We start from the raw sequence: 20,907 nt of genomic DNA on the forward strand, positions 1-20,907 counted from the left end.
TTTTTTAAAAAACCCCTCATATATTATTGTTAGAGTCTGAGACTAAAACTTAGAAAATGCGCGTTTATTCAACAAGAAATATTGACTTTTAAAAGTTGATATTTATAAAAAAGATATCCACAAGTCGAAGCATATATATGCTTGTTTAATGGAAATAGAGTAAGATTAAAGTTAGTCATAATACAAGATTGAAGTATCATGTAAGGAAGAGCAACTGTTATGGTAAGCTGAAGCTACAAATGGTCATATATATATAAATTTGTCAACCTACTAATTAACCCCAAATTATATAATTTTATTTTAAATATGCCTGAAATATTGAGTAATTAGTTCAAGAAGACATCTTTTTGTATTGGGAACAGTATTGAGATAACAAAGAGATAATTTGATGAGAACAAGGAAAAATACATTTCTAGATTGTCTTTATATGCGTTGTGACCATAACCTATCCATGACAACTCGATCATCCAAAATTCCCTGCAAAGACGATTCATTAATCAACTTATATTCATGAATCTATAAGCATTTAAATGGAGAATATGATGCATTTTGAGATGTTCACCTCGACATTAAATCTGGTGGTATGAGAAGAAGAATTTCATTTTTATTAAACCATTATGGAGAGAGTTATTGCTAAACAGAATATTCCTGGAGTAACAATAGAGGTCTAGAAACATTTGGACATTATTCCTTGGGGTTTTCAGTAGTGCATATGGATGCCACCGTAACCTGTTAGTTCTATCATTCAATTATAATTTTGTTTTATTTAGAACCAATTTTACTAGGTTGCGGTGTATGCCCTTTCTGAATATACCTAGTCTTCAAACTGGTGAGTGAACGACGAGGGCAAATTCTTGATTATGAAGCAGGTTTTGACTGCAAAGGATAAAACTAGGTAAAGGCCTATTTACCCTAAGAAGAAATGCATAATTCTACTATATAATCATCTATTGCTTACCCTGTGAAGTTGGCTAGGCAACTCTCTTCTTACCTGTCTCTGATAACATAATATTGAGTTTGCAGTCATAGACTTAAAATTAAAAGGTCTAAATGACTAAGAGAACTTTTGGAAAGTTGTTTAGTGCATCAGTCTGTCTTAACTACTTATATTATATACTAACTCACAGTGAACCTAAAAATCTATAAGATCAAGTAAATCTCAAAATCCCTTGATGGAGGTCCCAACATTGGATGAACTGCGAGCAGTACTAGAATTAGCGACAGAAGAAGATCTACGTCATTTAACCCAAATACTTTTTTGTCGTAAATTTAATCCCCTCGATTATTTGCAAACCCCTGACCCCATTGAAGTAGAAAGTCAAGACTGGGGAAGTTGGATAGATGCGGTGGAAAAACGGTTTCGTTACCTGGGAGCTGATGGCATCACGGTCCTACGAAAAAAGAGTAATCAAGTTAGCTACCGTCAAATTCTTATTCGTGTTTGTCAGTATTTAAAAATTTCTTATTCTAACCAGATGCCTACCACCGATATTGAAGCAGACATTTTTCTTTATTTGGTCAGTAAAGCTTGGAAAAAACTTCCTCTTTGTGAACAAAAGACCCTGATGAAAGGAATAGAACTATCATTAGCTAACTCTAACCGGGGTGAAACCCACCCTGCTAACTTTCAGAACAATCGCCTTAGTCTTTTGTTGAAGGGTAGCAGCGTGATCACGATAAACTCTTTCGTGAAACCCTGGCTACTTAAACATATTGCTCAACAATTTGTCCTCCATTTTGCTCGCTATCAAGTTGCAAAACAAGCTGTAGTTGGGGCTGGGACAGTGGCAGCTAATCAAATTGTACTTAACACCGCTAGACTAAGAATGGTGACGACAGCAGCCCGTTATGGGACGTTTCGTGGAGTTTTTGCTTTTGTTGGTCCGATGTTATGGGGTTGGTTGTTGGCTGATTTAGGATGGCGAGCGATTGCTACTAATTACGGTCGCATTATTCCAGTCATTTTTGCCTTAGCTCAAATTCGTCTTACTCGCACCGAATGTTGGGAAACCACTTAGATAAGTGAAAATAGTCAATATTTATCGTTTATATTCTAAATATTGTCAACTATTTAATTGATATTGTGAAGTCTTTGTTGTCGAGTTTCCAGTCAAGATCTAATGATCTTCAATGGGTAGAGAATTTCCTCAAGTTTGGGGTCTTTTTATTCCCCTTTTCTGCCACTATTGGGGGTGTAGGTTTAGTGATTGCCTTGTTTAGCCTGTGGCAGCAACGTTTTCACCAAATTATTTCTAAGCGTTTTACCTGGATATTAGGAGTATTCAGTCTTTGGCTGGTTATTACATCATTTTTTGCTTTTCAACCTATTCTTGCCTTACAAGGATTGCCAAATTTTCTACCAGGAATTCTTCTATTAGCTGCTTTCCCCATTTTTTTTGTTAATTTATATCGATTGTATCAGTTTGCTTGGTGGGTGGTTTTAACGTCTATTCTCCTGACTGGATTAGGGTTTATGCAACTAGGATGGGGTTGGGAAAGTCCACTTTTTTTTAGGAGTATTGGGATTAAATTACTGGCTTATGGTAACCCTGATGGACGAATGTCTTCTTTTTTGATGTATGCTAATATTTTAGCTATTTATCTTCTGGTTTCTTTTTTGTTAGCCATAGGGTTATGGATTTATATCTATCGTCACCGGCAAGCAAAACACAAACGAGAGATAATTGGGAAACTAACTATTCTCAGTCTTGCGGTAGTAGGAGATGGACTGGGACTAATTTTTACCAATTCTCGTAGTGTCTGGGGATTAGCCTTGTTAGGGATGGTGTCCTTTGCCATTTATTTACGTTGGTATTGGGCCATTTACCTAGCGGTTATCGCGGTTGGAATGGTTGTTTGGGCTGCCTGGGTTCCTTGGGGACAGGAAACTATACGTGAACTGGTTCCTGCTTATTTTTGGACAAGGTTGACGGATGAATTATATGATGATCGCTACGTCACTGCTTTACGGACTACCCAATGGAAAGTCGCTAGAGCGATGATATTACAACAGCCTTGGTTAGGATGGGGACTCCGGAATTTTACCCCAGTCTACCAAGCTGAAATGAATGTGTGGATGGGACATCCCCATAACTTATTTTTAATGTTGTTTGCTGAAATTGGCATCCCTGGAACTTTACTTTTTTGTGGCATTGTGGGAAATGTGATATTTCGAGGGGTAAGAAATTTAGTTCAATGGTCTAATAAGCAAGAAAAACGTCAAGAACATTTACTACTGTTTACTTATTTAATAAGTTTTTGCAGTTGTATTTTATTCAATCTATTTGATGTCACTCTTTTTGATATTCGGGTCAATCTGTTGGGGTGGTTTTTGTTGTCAGCGATCACTGGTATCACAGAAGTTAAACGTTAGTTTGTAAAGATATCTTAATTGAGACTTAAACTACTATAAAATATAATTATACATGTGAGTTATAAGAAGTATAAAACACAGTTATTCTTTCCGATACATAAGCTAAACCACAACGATATTAATGAGGTTTACTAACTTTTAGTTTATATTCTGTTGATGGTGAGTGATTGTTTTCAATTCTTGTTAATAGAGCTTTTAAAAAAGTTATATCAACAAGGTATTTTCGGTTTCTAAATAATTTATTTTCTGGAATAAATACACCGTCATTGTTGCTTGAAGTCAACTCAAAATCAATAATTGACCGCAGTCGTTTATGATTAGATGTAGTTCAACTAAAAAAATGTACTACAAATTTTAATCCCGTCCAACTAAGCTTTCAAAAACTCAAAATATTCTACTACAAGATTGATGAAAAACTTTGATTGGAGTAGAGTTTGTGAAACTAATTCATATTATTTTTCCTTTGCAAGTCGGTAAAAAACCGTACAGTCAAATAATTACCTAGAGCATAAGATCCACAAAGCGATGATAGTTTACCGGATTAGGAAATGTTTTTTTGCAATGGAGAAAAATATTTGATGTATAAAATCATCTGAAGGTCCAATATTCATGAATTATGAAAAGTAATTATAATGTTGGTAACTTGACCTCTACCCAAACGAGAACAGCATATTTTTCTCAAATAAATTCCGTTAATTTTGGAACGGTGTTACAGTGCTGTTTGAATCTTTTTTCGATTAATTGCACAATTTTTTCTATGTTAAAATCAAGTTTTTGCAAAAAATATCTTGATATTCTAAGGATTATTACGATTGATTTAAGATAAATATTGAAATTAATTTTTTTGTTTTTAAGAGTTTTAAGTTAAATAACTGAGGATAAATTTTTATGAGGCCTGTAACTTATTGATTATTGTGGTTATATTTCCCAGTTAATGAACTTTAAACGAATGAACTTTAAACGAATGAACTTTAAACTTAAATGGTTATCCCTAACTGACCAACAGTGCCGAGAATCTTATTACATTTAATTTATTTAGTCAGCAACGAATAATGAACTTGATTAATCGTTAGAGGAACATTATCTGTTTACTAAGAAATCATAATCAAAAACAATTGCATTAGCGGCTACGGCGGACTCAAAAGTATTCTAGAATTTTTCTCTCTGTCGTCAGAACCATAACTCCAAAACGAACTATCACCCCAAGCCTAAGCACTAATCCCTAAAGTGTAAAAATTGATATTTCTAACCAATAGTTGATGATCTTCTATAAGTTTTATCGTGATGGGCTTTACCAAATTGTTTTACAATAAAACACCTTTTCTGGTTTAGGCTGAACATGCTCTGAATTTTTTCTTTATAATTGCTGCTTTAGCGAATCTAAGTGAGTATTTACTCGATAATAAATAATATCCAATGTTTAAAACAATGTAATATCTACTATTGTCAATTTAATTTGTACTAAGTCTTAATGAGCTGCCTAGTTGACAACTTTCCTTAGAAAAATTATTATAGTCTTTCAGGGGCATAGCAAGTAAGCTTTGTTAAACCAGGTAAGCACGTCCTACTGAAACCTAACTTTTAAAAAGCAAGTTACTCCACTAAGTAGGGAATATATTACCTACCCTGAAATGGGTCACTATATGGTTGAGTTGGTAAAAGATGTGGGAGATGTGGGAGGAAAGTCTTGATGTAGTCATTAATCTTCCGAAAGTTAAATTCTATTTTTAATTTACCCTAACCTTGGGATGTAAAAATTTCTTTGGATCTATGCTAGGAAAAATAAAAGCTTGGTGGTATATGAAGGCAAGGAAAAACATTAAGGGCTTTTGGGAAAAGTTAGTAGAAAAGGCACGAACAATCAACTCTGATTCAACCATTGTTGAAAGTTTTAATTGGCAATAAAGGTAATGAACTGGTTGATGGCAAACCTCGTTTGTTAGAGATTTTGGGTGAATCTGCAGATGTTTTTGTTTTAGATTAAAATTATGGTCAATATTTTAGGGTTTGAATTCTCATTTGTGTTTACTGTTACTGCACAAACATACCTTGGCTTCTGTTGAGATATGACCTCGTTCTCGTTCACCTCCTCCTGTTTTTTCCAGAGCGCTTAAAAGTCACTGATTGGAAGTTGCCAGAAGTGTTGATGCTTATTGATGTTGGTTAACCTATAGTTCTCCGTTCTACTTTAAAATATTTCTCCGTTCTACTTTAAAATATTTCTCTATTCGTTTTCTTCGAGAACCCCTTAAAGTCTATTCAAGAAAATAATTAGGACTATTGCATATTATAAAATTAACTATCAAATTAGTTACATACACATTACAAGTATTATTACTTATTAAATAATAATACATAAAGTCAATTATTAGCCTTCGATTGCTTAGGATGACTACTCACTCTTTAGTGGTATTTTTTCATGTATTTCACCGAAGTTTAATTAAGAATTAACAATACTAACACTTGTCAAGAAAAAATTATTACAATGAAAATAACGAGGTTATCATTGAAACCTCATTGATGACAATTTATTGAGTTCAGGTCAATCAGCCATTTTTATGGAATATAGTACTCCGTCAGGGAAGGTTGTAGAGCCTCCGGCTCACAGGTGGGCTTATATTATAGGAACCACGATCGCTTTGTTAACACTTACCTTACCGATGTTTGCCATTGCTTATTATTCTCCACAAAATCATCGAGCTAGACCAGAAACCTCTATAGAAAATTTTCAGCCATTACCATGAAAGACCGGCAATCTTTCTTTTATCTATTTCCCAAACCTCAATGGGCTCCTGATTGATTATACTCAGGAGCAGCGACGACTTCAGCTATTTGCTTTACGACGGCTAATTCTTCAGAAATAAATCCTTTAGTGACATATTTTTAGAACAAAGGGAAAAGTTGTCGAAACAGGGAATAGTAGTTACGGAAAGGAATGGTAATGGAAACACATCTAGGATAAAAGGATCTAAAAGTAATGCCAGTTGACTCCTGATACCGTCGATGTAGTTCTCACATGCTCATAACATTACATACTTTACTGTTTTTATAAGTTTTCGTTGATGGGTTCAAAGGCTTTCCTATCAATCCTAAAATAGGGATTTTAAAAGCCTTCTATAAACCCTTGAAGTTTTCTTAAATCGGGTTATCATGTAATTTTTACCTAATTCATCGGGGTTGTGAGTAAAGATTACTAAAATAACTAGTCTGGGTTCCGAAGATAGTGAGTACTTGAGATAGTCTAACATCAAGTTACATAAGAAAAAATGTCATAAATGGTTGGTAATCATGGTTAACTCATAGCCTTTAGGCGACTGCAAGGGTTCTTTGAGTAATGGCATATAAATGGCTGCATTACACAATAGAGCGTCTAAAAATTTCTCAGTATCCTGAAAAGTTTCTGCAAACCGTTGAACAATCTTCAAGCTTTCTAGGTTAATAGGCTAAGAGCATGTAGTTGTCTTGGGAGATTTTTACTGCCTGAGCTACTTTATGGATTTTTTCTAAATTGCGACAGGCCATGACAACGTGGCAATTTCATTTTTGAGTGAGAGCTTTCGTTGCGTGTAACCCAACTTATGACTAAGCTCCTGTAATAATTATAGGTTTTTGAGTTTACCTCATTTATATTGATACTTCATTACCTGAAAGTTACTATTTGAGAAGCAATCTTATATCACTAAACCATAGATCTTTATTCTGGGGTTATTGTTGGGACAAATGTTTATCAACTTAATATAAGTGTATTTATTTAGTGGTTGAAGAGATGCTAAAAGCAAACTATTTGCTCGTAACTTGAGTATATTTAGGAGTTATAAGATGGCAAAAGGCTAAAAAACTGTCTTTCAGGACAGCTTATTTTAATAATTAAATTGCAATACCTTAGTAGTTGGACATAAATAATACTATATTGAAAAGTATTAAAAAATTAAATACACTATTAATTAATACCCAAGATTAGTCAAAAAAAATCGAATAAAGCTCAAAATTAATATCTGTATTAGTTCGCTTTAATTTAGCATAAAACTTTAACCTAGTTAGATAAAATCTATACTTTTTTATTTTAAATAAAAAATATTGCCACTTTTAAACTATTTTTTTCTCAAAATAATTAGACAACTTCCATAACTGCTATTGCTAATATATATTCATGGTCTTTTTTTTTCCATTTGTTCTTAATGCCATCGAATTCTAGAGAATAAGAATAAAAGCATCACTTTGAACGCTCTTTAAAGCTTATCCATATTCAAACCTTTTTTTCTATCTTTAAGTCGAGGAAGTACATTTGAAATAAATGGCAATTTCCCTCAGTTTTCACTCTATTGCCGAGAATATAATGACACTAACTCTATCTTTTGTTCTTTAAGCAACTTATTTAAGCTTGACTTAACCCCAATAAAGTCTTTTCTTGCTCCGACTTGAAAAACAATCTTAAGCGAATAGATGATACTAGTTGCTCATAATTATTGTCGCTAACTCTATTTATACACTTTTATATTTGTTTTTCATTATCACTTTTCAATATAAAACCTACATTAATATAGTACTATTTATATGTATCTAACTACTTATTTTTTAATTTTTAAAAAATAAGTAGTTAGATACATATAAAGCATTACATGGTAATACCTTTATCTTTTATTTATTAAACAATTGTTACAGCTAATCTATAAGAGTTGCTTGTTATACAATTTTAACTTAATCACTAAGAGTATGGTCTAATTATATTAGACTATGCTCTTAGTGATGCGATAGTAAATTACTTTTATCTATCTTAGGTTTTCTATTTTTAATAATGGAACAACGGCAATTAAAAATTAAGCTTATATTTACCGATAAAAAAATGATTTTATCATAAAAAAATAATATTTATAATTATTGTAATAATTAGTATTCTTTTAAAGAAAAATACTAATTATTAACTTATATTAACGATTAATATTGATTATTATTTAATAATACAGGTTTTGTTCTAAATATCTAAATTCAAATTTGCAAACTTTAACGATTATATAATTTAGTACTTATAAAACAATACTACGATAACTATTTCAAAAAAGTAAGACGTAAAGCTAAATTACCTTCTCAACATAAATTAAGAGAAAGTTTATTAAGTAAATATAGATAAGCAATCAGTAGAGTAAAAAAAGTCAATAAAACAGTTACAAAAATTTATATATTTTGAATATTCGATATTATACATGTTTTAAATTTAGTCATTAATAGTTTGAATTAAAGAATATTTAAGAGATAAAAGTTGATTAATTAAGTTTACTGATTATTTTATAGTAAGTAATTATTTTAAATTTTCGTTGATTTAATCTCTCAAAGAGTTCTTGGGCAATAAATCCTCAGTATTTCAAGAGTTTTAAACTCAAGTATTACCTTAATTCAGGAACAGATTTACGGTCATCTATGTTGCCATAAGTTAATTTAAAAGCCAATAATTGACTGTCAACTTATTTCTATAATTTCTCTTTTATGAGTCTCTAAAAAACAGCACACTAAAATCATTATCCATGGCATATTTTTCCCTACTATTAAATGAAACTATTATCTTTTTTTGATAAAGGTTTTCAATTAAGGAACAGAATAACAATGCCATTTTAATCTTTGATAGAAACAATCTAGATAACAAAATACTTGGGTCAATATCGAGATATAATTTTATATTCATAGCATCTTACCTTAATAAATGCCGCTTCTGAAATAGATTCGCTACTTGTCTATCTCTCCCAAAATTTTTATAAAATTTACCTTGATTAATGTTGCCCCTGATGGATGACCAATAAGAAGGCGGACATTACCCGCCCTATTATTCTAACTTAAGACTTCTTTTGGAATACCCAAAATATCTTCAATCTTTGTTATTTATTCTAACGGAATAATCCGTCCTTCGTCTTGAAAACCTTCAATTTGATTGAAATTTAAATAACAATATAATTGACTAGAAAAGGGTTTAATTTTTTCTGTGATAATGGACATGTATTCCTCAACTGTTGGAATTTTTCCTAATAAGGCACACACCGCAGCCAATTCTGCAGAACCAAGGTAAACTTGAGCCCCTTTACCCATACGGTTATTAAAGTTGCGGGTAGAAGTGGAAAACACTATCGTATTATCTTCTACACGTGCTTGATTACCCATACATAGAGAACATCCAGGTATTTCTATCCGCGCATCAACAGCTTTAAAAATATCATAAATACCTTCTTCCCGTAGCTTTTTTTCATCCATTCGAGTTGGGGGACAAATCCATAAACGTACCGGTAAACCGCTATATACTCCTATTTTTTGTCCTTCTAAAATACTAGCAGCAGCGCGATAATGTCCAATATTTGTCATACAAGAACCGATGAATACTTCATCAATTTTTTCTCCTGAACATTCGGACATTAGTTTAACATTATCTGGGTTATTTGGTGCAGCAACAATAGGTTCTCTAATCTCACTTAAATTAACTTCAATAGTATCTGCATATTCAGCATTTTTATCTGCTTCCAGCAATACAGGATTTTTCAACCATTGTTCCATTTTTTCTGTACGACGTACCAAAGTTTTAGAGTCTTGATAACCTCGCGCCACCATATTTTTAATTAGGACAACATTGGACTGTAAATATTCAGCAATAGTCCCTTTTTCCAACTTAATAGTAGCTCCTGAACAAGACCTTTCTGCCGTAGCATCTGTTAATTCAAATGCTTGTTCAACCTTTAAATTCGGTAAACCTTCTATCTCCATGATACGTCCATTGAAAATATTAATTTTTTTCTCTTTAGCAACGGTTAATTTACCTTCTTGTATGGCTACCCAAGGAATAGCATTAACAATGTCCCGTAAAGTTACCCCAGGTTGTAATTCCCCAGTAAACTTAACCAACACTGATTCTGGCATATCCAAAGGCATTACTCCGAATGCTGCTGCAAATGCAACTAACCCTGAACCTGCCGGGAAAGATATACCCAAGGGGAAGCGAGTATGGGAGTCCCCCCCAGTCCCGACAGTATCGGGTAATAACATTCGGTTTAACCAAGAGTGGATGATACCATCCCCAGGATGCAACGCGACCCCCCCACGGGTTGAGAAGAAATCCGGCAACTCTTTATGAATTTTGACATCGACAGGTTTGGGATAAGCGGCAGTGTGACAAAAACTTTGTAGAGTTAAGTCTGCATTGAACCCTAGACAGGCTAACTCTTTTAATTCATCACGGGTCATAGGCCCTGTGGTATCTTGAGAACCTACAGTCGTCATTATGGGTTCGCAAGAATCTCCTGGACGAACCCCAGGTAAACCGCAAGCTTTACCAACTATTTTTTGTGCTAAGGTAAACCCAGGTATTTGTTCGTCCTCGATAGAGGAGATAGGACGAACAAAAATAGTGCTAGGTTCAAGTCCCAATGCCTGGCGAGTTTTATCAGTTAAGGCGCGTCCAATAAGTAAAGGAATACGTCCCCCTGCGCGTACTTCGTCTAAGATGGTTTCAGGTTTAGGGATGAAGGTTGCAATAATTTTTTCTGCTTCGTTAGTAATTTCTCCTTTGTAGGGATGGATAATGATAACGTCTCCGGTTTCCATTTTGCTGACATCGCATTCAATGGGAAATGAACCGGAATCTTCAGCCGTATTGAAAAAAATAGGGGAAATTTTTCCGCCAATAATGTATCCTCCTGAACGTTTGTTGGGGACAAAAGGGATATCATTCCCAATATGCCATAAAATAGAATTGATGGCAGACTTACGGGAAGACCCCGTTCCAACAAGATCCCCTACGTAAGCAATGGGATGGCCTTTATCTTTGAGTCTAGCAATAGTTTCTATTCCTTCTGGAACAAGAGATTCTAGCATAGTTAAGGCGTGTAAAGGAATGTCCGATCTTGTGGTTGCATGGAGGGCGGGGGACAGGTCATCGGTGTTGGTTTCTCCACAAACTTTGAAGACAGTGACGATAATGGCTTCGGGGACTTTAAGTTTATTGGTAAACCAGGAAGCATTAGACCAAGCATCGATGACCTGTCTGGCATAGGGGTTAGTTTCCGATAATTCTAAGACTTCATTAAACGCATTGAAGACTAAGATAGTTCTACTTAATGCGGTGACTGCTGCTGATGCTAAGTTGCTGTCGGTAGATTTAAGCAGTCCGACCAGTGATTGTACATTATAGCCACCTATCATGGTTCCTAATAAGTTCACTGCTTCTTGAGGGGAGATTGTAGTACAGATTATCTCACCTTTAGCTACCCCTGTTAAAAATCCTGCTTTGACATAAGCCGCTTCATCTACACCAGGGGGAATTCTATCTCGTAGTAACATTAAAAGTTCTTTTTTTAGTTCTTCAGGAGGATTTTTAAGAAGTTTACATAGTTGCGAAGTTTGTTCTGCCGTTAAGGCTAAAGGAGGAATTCCCAACTTTGCGCGTTCCTCTTTGTGTTTACGATAACTTTTTAACATTCAGTTGTTCTCCTGTGATTTTATTCTTTATGTTTTGATTTATAGCCTTAAAGGTGATACCTTTAAGGCTATAAATTTTATTCTGTTACAATATAGATAGTGTTATTGAAAATCTTATAAAGCTAAGCTATATTTTTTTGCAATTTGATAAAATTGAGATGTTTAATTATACTTTTTTTAGTAACCTCTTATAGTTTTATACAATATTTTTTTATTTATTAGATAATGGTAAGTTTAATTATTTATAGTTAACTAAGCTATATTTTTTATGTTAAATATTAATTAATCTACTCTTGGATAGAGTATTAATATACGTTTAAATAAAAAATATATCTTTGTTTTAAACAACATCAAACTTTTAAAAATCTATTTTTTTTTCAATTTTACTATTTCTGTAGTTAAATTACTCTTAATATAAATCTTATACTAAGTAATTCTAAATAAATATTTATAATACTGGATATCTAATTATATTAAAAAGTAAAAGTCATATTAATTAAGCATTCATAGTAATTTAATAATCAAAATATTAACAATTTACTTATTTTTTTAGATTTTTTTATAAAAATAATTTATTTAAATTTAACTTTTTTAATATACTTATCAAGTAAATTTTTTATAGTATTCTGGTGTAACAGATAAATATTAATCATGTCTAATTGTTGTAAAGATTAACTCAAAATAGACTTGACTTGTCTTGAGTAAAAACTGTTAAATTCAAACATAAAATTGTACCTATAAATTTTATAAAAGTAGAAATAAGAACAAATAACAATATAACTATTTAAAGAAGAAATAAGCCTACGAGTTATATGTTATAAATAACTAGGGATAGACTAGAGAAAAATGACTCAATAATGTAAAACAAAAACTTGGTCTATAAAATAACTGAGGAATTTAGTAAAGCTTTCTGTGAAGAGTCAAAACACTGCACTAGTCACAACTATAAGCTAGTTAATAAAAACATTAAGTTGCTGCAGTATTTCACTTACTGATTACCTTTTGGGAGGTATTTATATATAATTGACTCGATTCGTTTTTTATGTGCGCTCCCGATTATTATGGCGTAGATTATCTTATTTATCTATAGATGGAAGAAAATATTCATAAATTAAACCGTAATCGTGCTGTGGAACAGTGACAGAACTTCTATCAAATCATAAAATATTTGGCAATCGTCAATCTGATGACTCCCGAAAAAGGTCAGACAGATATACTATTTACCGCTAATTTAGGGTTGTTTTTAGGGGACAATGTTATTCCAAGTCGATTTTACCACAAAGAACACCAAGGAGAAGACCTCTACTTCAAAAAATAGTTCGAGGAAAATGGTTTCACCGTCTACGGAATATCCGAGCATTTTCCCTTTGAAGGGACATGGGTTTCGATATGAACTCGACTTATACTCTATGGTTGAAGACAGAAGTCCTCTCCCTACACTTGATCGACGAGTGATTCTCCCATCTGGACACTTGTTTTTGTCCTCTCAGTGGTGGTTAGTTGATATATTATCCCCTTCCTCCTTACTCGAATCGCCTCCTTTGTCTTTAACAAAATTTCTTAAAGCGGGGGCGGCTAAATGTTTGACCCTAAGAGTGTCAGAATTGTACTAGACTACGTTTACGCTAACTGCCTTTACGCTAACTACCTTATTGACAACCGTATTATCCAACTGCAAAACTATTTTTTCGATGCAGGGGTGATTAATAACGCCATCGACCAAATTGTGTCAAATTGGGGCAGCTTCAAGATTTTTAACTTTAATTTAGGAATATAACGCTGAATTGTAAAGGCATTAAATACGGGTTAAAAGTAGTAAAGTGACAGTAAACTTAGGTGCTGCGGTAATTTGTAATTTTTTAAAATCAATACATCTTTTTTTAGCAAATAAAGGCTATATTTGCACTTTTTTGTCGTAAATACGATAGCTGTTCATGATATTAAATAAGCTGGTAACTCCTTTAGGGGTTGATATAAAACGGGTAGTTTCTGTAAGTGAAGGACATCGATGTTACACTCCACTGGAGTTAGTACAATGGCTCCAGCGGGAGTCAAAAAAGTTCGTGTGGAGGTTAATCCTGCTATAGTGACTTAATTGTGTGATAGCGGTTCCGTAGCACCAGTAGATATTCTCAGTAAGGATAAAGAGTCGATTTATATTTTAATTAACATCTATTAGTGTAATTATTTTTTAGAATTAAAATAATTTAATTCTAAAAAATAGAACTTTAAGCTTAGTCTATTTTTATTTATTAGAGTATTTAGTTATCTGCTGAGTATATTTTTGTGGGTAAATTCTAGTTGAATTAGTATAGTAGAATTATTCTATCTATTTTTAAGGCAGTATTGATTTTAAAACTTGGTTTAAAAATATTAAATTTTAAGAAAAAAATCTAATATAATAGAACTAAAATCTAATATAAAATCAAGAAAAATTTTATATATAAATATTATTATTCAATGATATTTATATATAAAAAAAAAATAAGATTAGCACATAAATTTATTTTACTGCAGAATAAATTTCAATAAAAATGAGAAATCAACTTTTTTTTAAGGAACTAAAAATTATAGATATATATTATATCTATATCAAGGTCAATAAACTCATCTATTTTAATCATGCCTATTTAATTATCTTTAACCTCAAAAAGTTCAATTCAAATATAATCAATACCATGTAATCTCAATGGTATAAATCAGAGATGAATAGATATTGATAGACAAATATATTGGTTTAGAGTTTTGTTAAAAACAGCAATTTTAATCATATTACTTTATAAAAAATATTCCAAATTAGCTTTTTTAAAAAACATCAATAACAATAAATTATATTAGGTATTTCAAAATTATTAGAATCAGTATATCTTAAATATTTAATAAAAAAATAAATAATGAATTAATCTTAATATTTAGCTTCAAAAACTACAATATTATTTATTAAAACAAAAATATAAATAAAATTCTAAGTTTAGAGTGTATCTAAACTTAGAATTTTATTTATATTTATAATACAAGAAACCTGATGATAACTATAGTATTTTTTATGAAGTAAAAACTAGAATAAACTTGTATAGCCTATTAGTAAACTTTGAGGATTATCCATCCATGAACCAAAACAGCGTTAAACTGACAAAGCGTTTGTCTAGTTCAATGAAAAAATTTTTAATTGTACCAAAAATTAAAATTGGTACAATTAAAAATTTTTTTGAGATTAAATAAAGATTGTTGGGATCTTGTGGTGTCAACTACCTTAGTTAATTTTGACCACTGTATCACCGTGTCACTGCATGACTTCATCAGTCTGTTACCCTCTGGCCCTTTCCAAGTCAATCCTAAAATGCGATAAAGTTAGCAGGATGAAACGTTTATTTTAAAACTGGAGTCCATTTTAATCAGGAGATTAAAATAAGATGCTAATCCTAAAAATTGCAGTTTATATAGTCGTTGCTTTATTCATTTCTCTGTTTGTCTTCAGTTTTCTATCGAGTGACTAAACTCGTAACCCTAGACGGAAAGATTTTGAGTAAGCATAATTTGACTGTGTTAACTTAGGTGATTAAGACGACAGGGGCGAGGTACGGCTCGTCCCGAGCGTTCTTCTGCTGAGTCACGCTGCAGGTAGCAATTGACCCCTTAAGCTTGATTTTTATCGAAAAGATGCCCCCATTCGTTCCGCCACCTAATCCGCCCGCACTAATCCAACCTATAGCCCTTGACCCTCAAGGCAATTGCCTGGAGATTCTGAATAAAGGATTGTCCACTCACACCATCCTTGGAAAACGTCCCCCCCTTATTTCTCAGATCCCAATTTTGATGCTCGAACCTCCATCATTAGAGTCGTCTGAAAAAATCCCAGCGACAAAACCCCCTGGAGTTATTGAATTTTATCTGTCTGACCCCAAAGAAATTACCACTAAGTCTTTACCCCCTAATTCTTCATCTGAAGACAATAGTGCTAGGACATTAGGGAATCCGATTTCTGTCGGTCAACCGTCTTCAACAAAAAGCACATCAACAATGATTAATCCAGTTCCTAACCTGGTCTTTGGGCTCAATCAACGTCATGACAGCTTCTCAAATACAGTCCATCGTCTCGTTACTCGTAAACGAAGAGGGCCAATACAAGAATTTAAGCTCCTAACCTCTTCTACACCTAAAGGACAAGAAACCTCTATAAGTCAACAAACATTGGAAATTATTCCTGAATCCTCACCGGAACTAGATACCGCTTCAATCCCAGAAGAAGCCATAGGGGTAGTGGAATTGATTGCTGATCGTCAAGAATATGATTCTAAACAAGAGGTAGTCTACGCCGAAGGCAATGTGGTCATGCGCTTTGCTAATGGAGTTCTATTAGCAAAGCGCATGCGCGTTAATCTCCCCGATCAATTTGTTGTTGCCGAGGGAGAAGTAGTACTAGAACGAGGAGAACAAACCCTACGCGGAGAAAAGTTTGAGTATTATTTTGTGCAAGATCAAGGGGTGGTCTTCAACGCTAATGGGGAGATTTATCAACCTACAACAGGAAAAGACTTTTCGCCAAGATTACCCAACGATTCTACTAACGATCTTATTCCCAACCAAACTTTAAATGAACGCTTAGCGGTAAATCAGCCTCTACAACGAATCACTACTACTGAAGGGTTTCGTTTCGGAACTTCCTTTGATTTTGGAAAGGAAGCCTTAGGACTGGGAAGTGATGTTCCTAATCTACCAGCGACCCAAGTGCCGCCTAAAGGAGGACAAATCAATCGTATCCGCTTCCAGTCTGAACGAATGGAATTTGATGGAGATGGATGGAGTGCCACGAATGCTCGTTTAACTAATGATCCCTTCTCCCCCCCTGAGTTAGAAATTCGAGCAGAAACAGCAACATTTCGCAATATTGCTCCCTTGGTAGATGAGGTAAAATTGACTAATTCGCGAGTGGTGCTTGATCAAACAAATTCCTTTCCCACCCAAGATCGGTTGATTTTAGATCGGCGTGATCGCCAACCTGGGGTAATTTCTTTTGGTTATGATGACCGAGATCGCGGAGGATTGTATGTGGAACGAGGCTTTAATATAGTTGATGATGATATGGTTAGTTGGGAACTTAAGCCCCAATATTACATCCAAAAAGGATTATTTCCTGACAGTATTACTACAGACAATCCCAATACTGATCTCTTTGATGCAGACACAGACGACATTGATGCTATTAGTCCCCCAACATTCGGACTTATCAACAGAGTTGAGGCTAACTTTAGTAAGAACACTAAATTATTTTCCCGAACCTCACTGACGAGTCTAGATTTTAATAACCGCACTGAAGAACATATCCGAACAAAAACCTATTTTGAACAGAAGGTTCCCTTGTTCAGTATGGATAATGATTTGCGATTTGAATATAATTATCGTGAACGTCTTTTTAATGGCTCCTTGGGTTTCCAAACTGTCCGGGATAGTTTGGGGTTGCTTTTCGTGTCTCCTCAAATTCCTCTTGATCAGAAAGGGTTACTGCGGCTGAGTTATCAGGCATCTCTGCAAAATGTTAATGCCGACACGGATCAACCAGAGTTACTCGCCCCAATTCGAGAAAATAATCGTGTTACCCTCTTTCGTACCCAAGGAGCCGCATCGGTAAGCCGACCCTTTATGTTATGGGTAGGGAAAGCCTTACCCCCAACTTCTAAAGAAGGGCTGCGTTACACTTCTACTCCTGTACTACCTTTTGTTCAACTTTCCACCAGTGTGACAGGAGTGGCCAGCCTCTATGGTAATGGTGATTCTCAACCTTCGATTTCAGGTAGTATTGGAGTCTCAGGACAATTGGGCAATTTTTCCCGCCCCTTTTTCGATTATACAGGGTTTAATCTTTCTTTTAGTCAGGCATTGCGCGGAGATCCTTCTCCATTTTTATTCGATCGTTTTGCCGATCTCAAAACCATCTCTTGGGCATTAACCCAACAGCTATATGGACCTGTACGCTTTGGGGTTCAAAGCGCCTTAAATATCGATACTGATGATGAAATTAACACGGATTTATTCCTTGAATATAGTCGCCGTACCTACAATATTCTCCTACGTTATAATAGCCGTCTTCAAGTAGGTTCTATCAGTTTACGAATCAGCGACTTTAATTGGAGTGGTGATCCAGGTCCATTTGACGGGACGGGAATTCGTCCAGTTATTCAAGGAGTTCCCCGCTAATACTTTCCACCTTCAGTGTATTTATGATGATCAAAAAGTTTTGTCCTGACATTTTTCTAAAGGTGCTGTGTCTAAATCAAATTATGTCAAGCTCAGCATCTCAACTTAATTTATAGCTATAGCATCAAATGCTCAACTAAGTTTAATCAATGTAATCAATGAAATTCTAACTTGAGAAGGACTCAACATTACCGATTATCAGATTTAAAATGAGATAGGATCGGAATTAGTATCAATATTTATGTGAGTTAAGGTCTACACGATCTAAGATGAGATACCCGGGTGGACATTGCCCACTACCCTACTATGTATGCTATTTATCTTGTTAATTCTTGAAAAGGAACAGCTTTCCGTTTCAAAGTCCTCATGGCTCGATTGTTTAATTGTCGTACTCTTTTATAGCTTAACCCGCATTGTTGTCCAATTTCTTTATAACTCATTCGTCTTCCATTTTGTAAACCATAGCGTAAAGTAATAATTTCTCTTTGACTAGGAGGTAAATTGTTTAATAATTCACCAATTTTTGATTCTAGTTCTTGTTGATATACAAAATCATTTGGTGATCTTGTTTCATCGGGTAGAATATCTTCTAACTCTGTATTATGTTCGTCTAGAACAATGTTTAAGCTATGAGAGTTCGTTTTATAAACAGCTTGGCTGATAGTTCGTAGTTTCTCTAGAGTAATTTTTAGCTTTTGAGCCATTTCTTCTTCGGTAGGTTTCCGTCCTAATTCTACGGAAAGTTCCCGTAGTATTTTTTTGATTTTATTAAAACTATCGGTTACATGAATGGGAAGACGAATGGTTCGTGCTTGTTGAGCAATCGCTCGTGTAATAGCTTGACGAATCCACCAATAAGCATAGGTAGAAAACTTATAACCGCGATCAGGATCAAATTTCCCAACCCCTTGTATTAACCCAATACTTCCTTCTTGAACTAAATCTAATAAAGATAATCCACGGTTTTGATACTTTTTAGCGATAGAAACTACTAAACGCAAATTGGCTTTAAGCATTTTTTGCTTAGCTTGTTCTCCTCGCTTGACTATTTTTTGTTCTTCCGTAGTTAATTTTTCTTTATCTAAAAAAGAAACCATTTCTTTTACCTGAGAAGCAAGGTTAAATTCCTCTTCAGGACTTAGCAAAGGAGTTCGTCCAATTTCTTGCAAATAAGTACGGGTGCTGTCAATTGATTTAGGCATTTTATGGTTAATTTATTTAGGATATGTCATAAAATATCAAGTCTGATACCCGAGGAGTAAATTTTATTTTAGAGATTAAAGTAATTCCTATTTTATTAGCTAAATAATTGATGATAATATATATTTTCTTGAGTCACTTTAAATCGTTTTTGTCTTCCCAACTTATTATTGAGTAATGTTTATCTCGAAGATTAAATTTTAAAATTTAAATCAAGCCTTTGGGGTAACTGCTCGGCCTTACGTTAACTTAATTCTTGTATTAATTTAACTATATACATATAAATTAGCAATTTTTTAATGTTTTGTCCATTTGTACAGTAGTCAAAGAGAATATCCTTAATTTTTGTCCAAATATTATCCTTTTTTATTTACTCTCCAACAATAACAAAGTAGAGGTTGGATTATATTTTCTCTTATTGAAATCGGATTAGTTGAATCCGATAACGTTGTTTTTTAGTAAAAGTAACTTCCCCGACTTCTAAACGTCCTTTACCTCGGACGGCAATTAAATCCCCAGATTCAACAGTATGACTTGTCTGAGTAATGTCTTTCCAATTAACTCGTACATCTCCCGAATTAATTGCATTAGCCATTTTACTACGAGACATCCCAAAACCTGCTGAGGCGATCGCATCTAAGCGCATAGATGCTTCTACAGTAGTCATTTTCTTGGTTTTAGGAGAATGGATTTTTAATTCATTTAATGTTATTAATTGGGTTTTCACCGGAACTGAACGCACCTGAACAAGGGAAATTTCAAGAAATTTCCCTTGTTCAGGAACTACTATTACCTGCGCTCCCCGTTCTTCTAGCACTATGATATCTCCAACCTTTTCGTGGACGATTCCTGTTCCTAAAATTGCCCCTAAGAAGTCTCGATGGTTAGCAGGATCAAATAGAAAGTTTCCAGCAATACACAAAGCAGCTAGTGGAATTTCGGAAACATCCAGAGAAATTTCAGAACGAGCTATACTCACTCGTTGCCGTTCTGCTTGAGGATAGCCTCCCCATGCCACAATTTCAACTTCAGCTAATCTTTGAAATAGTCCTTGAACTTCAACGATGGCAGGAGGACAAAGAAAGTCACTGACTACGATTTCCCAAGTTTTTAAGGCTATTTCCGCTTGATCAAGAATACGGGCAATCGCTTCTCGATTTTTAATTCCTTTTAACAATTTTTCTTTAGGTAACATGAACTATTAACTATTCACTATAGTAGCTATATCCTTAGGTATTTTTACGGTTACATTTTTCTATAATTTCAGTGGAATTATTTCTAAGTAATTAAAGACTTTTGAATCAAAATAATATACCTACCCCAATTTAATCTATTACGATACTGTAAAGCATCTCCGTTGACAATGGATAAGAGTGTCAACCCCCCCTCCCCAAAATGCTACCGCCTGCCTTATTTGTTGCATCAGCAAATCCTCCCAAACATGGAATTAGCTGGTCTTCTTATCCATCCAAAGATATCCACTTGAATAATAGTCCTAAATATATTTACCCTAAAAAAACCGAAGAGAACTAAGCAACATGCTATCATAATCGCTTTCTCTATAGCTGTATAGGTTTCTTCGGCTTTAAGCTGACCCGAGACAACAGCACTAGAATAGTTCACGGTTAATGTAAAATCTAGTCAAAAATAAAGAAAAATAAAGTTTAAAAATATAGAAAAAATATAAA

At 33.9% G+C, this 20,907-nt stretch carries 10 protein-coding genes and 1 pseudogene; 7 read left to right on the forward strand and 4 right to left on the reverse strand.

What is annotated here, in order from left to right:
* Positions 1 to 1,187 precede the first annotated feature (1,187 nt).
* From ETSB_RS00005 to ETSB_RS00015, 3 genes are all read left to right on the forward strand, one after another.
* A complete protein-coding gene (locus ETSB_RS00005; RefSeq protein WP_044107503.1) occupies positions 1,188 to 2,018 on the forward strand; it encodes a YaaW family protein in 831 nt (276 codons plus the stop codon).
* A 65-nt stretch (positions 2,019 to 2,083) separates the two neighbouring features.
* Positions 2,084 to 3,373, forward strand: a complete 1,290-nt coding sequence (locus ETSB_RS00010; RefSeq protein ID WP_232509815.1) for an O-antigen ligase family protein — start codon at positions 2,084 to 2,086, stop codon at positions 3,371 to 3,373.
* 2,558 nt (positions 3,374 to 5,931) lie between these two features.
* A complete protein-coding gene (locus ETSB_RS00015) occupies positions 5,932 to 6,117 on the forward strand; it encodes a hypothetical protein (protein WP_044107506.1) in 186 nt (61 codons plus the stop codon).
* A 525-nt stretch (positions 6,118 to 6,642) separates the two neighbouring features.
* Here ETSB_RS00015 and ETSB_RS09775 read toward each other — a convergent pair.
* Positions 6,643 to 6,798, reverse strand: a complete 156-nt coding sequence (locus tag ETSB_RS09775; RefSeq protein ID WP_171816360.1) for a hypothetical protein — start codon at positions 6,796 to 6,798, stop codon at positions 6,643 to 6,645.
* A 2,446-nt stretch (positions 6,799 to 9,244) separates the two neighbouring features.
* On the reverse strand, positions 9,245 to 11,824 hold the full coding sequence (gene acnB, locus ETSB_RS00025) for a bifunctional aconitate hydratase 2/2-methylisocitrate dehydratase (RefSeq protein ID WP_044105455.1): 2,580 nt from the start codon (positions 11,822 to 11,824) through the stop codon (positions 9,245 to 9,247).
* A gap of 1,042 nt (positions 11,825 to 12,866) precedes the next feature.
* On the opposite strand from acnB, the pseudogene ETSB_RS10740 reads away from it, so the two are divergent.
* The 4 genes and pseudogenes from ETSB_RS10740 to ETSB_RS00035 all read left to right on the forward strand — a co-directional run.
* Positions 12,867 to 13,321 (forward strand): annotated as a pseudogene (locus tag ETSB_RS10740) (TIGR00300 family protein); the annotation flags it as partial.
* Between the two features lie 82 nt (positions 13,322 to 13,403).
* Positions 13,404 to 13,601, forward strand: a complete 198-nt coding sequence (locus tag ETSB_RS10745) for a hypothetical protein (protein WP_232509817.1) — start codon at positions 13,404 to 13,406, stop codon at positions 13,599 to 13,601.
* A 1,636-nt stretch (positions 13,602 to 15,237) separates the two neighbouring features.
* Positions 15,238 to 15,321 carry a photosystem II reaction center protein I gene (gene psbI / locus ETSB_RS09035; RefSeq protein ID WP_084220164.1) on the forward strand — a complete coding sequence of 28 codons (84 nt, stop codon included), beginning with the start codon at positions 15,238 to 15,240 and terminating at the stop codon, positions 15,319 to 15,321.
* Between the two features lie 163 nt (positions 15,322 to 15,484).
* Positions 15,485 to 18,019 (forward strand): DUF3769 domain-containing protein, encoded by a 2,535-nt coding sequence (locus ETSB_RS00035; RefSeq protein WP_044105461.1) that lies wholly within the window; start codon positions 15,485 to 15,487, stop codon positions 18,017 to 18,019.
* Positions 18,020 to 18,336: 317 nt separating this feature from the next.
* Here the strand turns inward: ETSB_RS00035 and ETSB_RS00040 are convergent, their stop codons facing one another.
* The gene (locus ETSB_RS00040; protein WP_044105464.1) at positions 18,337 to 19,221 is read right to left on the reverse strand and encodes a sigma-70 family RNA polymerase sigma factor; all 885 of its coding nucleotides are present in this window, start codon (positions 19,219 to 19,221) and stop codon (positions 18,337 to 18,339) included.
* Positions 19,222 to 19,634: 413 nt separating this feature from the next.
* Positions 19,635 to 20,414, reverse strand: coding sequence for a photosystem II S4 domain protein (locus tag ETSB_RS00045; protein ID WP_044105466.1), 780 nt, complete (start codon positions 20,412 to 20,414; stop codon positions 19,635 to 19,637).
* Between the last annotated feature and the right edge of the window lie 493 nt (positions 20,415 to 20,907).

The organism is cyanobacterium endosymbiont of Epithemia turgida isolate EtSB Lake Yunoko, assembly GCF_000829235.1.
Lineage (GTDB): Bacteria > Cyanobacteriota > Cyanobacteriia > Cyanobacteriales > Microcystaceae > Rippkaea.

Bases quoted from the DNA above. Each gene is read 5' to 3' on its own strand.
- ETSB_RS00015 (WP_044107506.1), top strand. From the start codon at position 5,932: ATGGAATATAGTACTCCGTCAGGGAAGGTTGTAGAGCCTCCGGCTCAC.
- acnB (WP_044105455.1), bottom strand. From the start codon at position 11,824: ATGTTAAAAAGTTATCGTAAACACAAAGAGGAACGCGCAAAGTTGGGA.
- ETSB_RS10745 (WP_232509817.1), top strand. From the start codon at position 13,404: ATGTTTGACCCTAAGAGTGTCAGAATTGTACTAGACTACGTTTACGCT.
- psbI (WP_084220164.1), top strand. From the start codon at position 15,238: ATGCTAATCCTAAAAATTGCAGTTTATATAGTCGTTGCTTTATTCATT.
- ETSB_RS00035 (WP_044105461.1), top strand. From the start codon at position 15,485: ATGCCCCCATTCGTTCCGCCACCTAATCCGCCCGCACTAATCCAACCT.
- ETSB_RS00040 (WP_044105464.1), bottom strand. From the start codon at position 19,221: ATGCCTAAATCAATTGACAGCACCCGTACTTATTTGCAAGAAATTGGA.
- ETSB_RS00045 (WP_044105466.1), bottom strand. From the start codon at position 20,414: ATGTTACCTAAAGAAAAATTGTTAAAAGGAATTAAAAATCGAGAAGCG.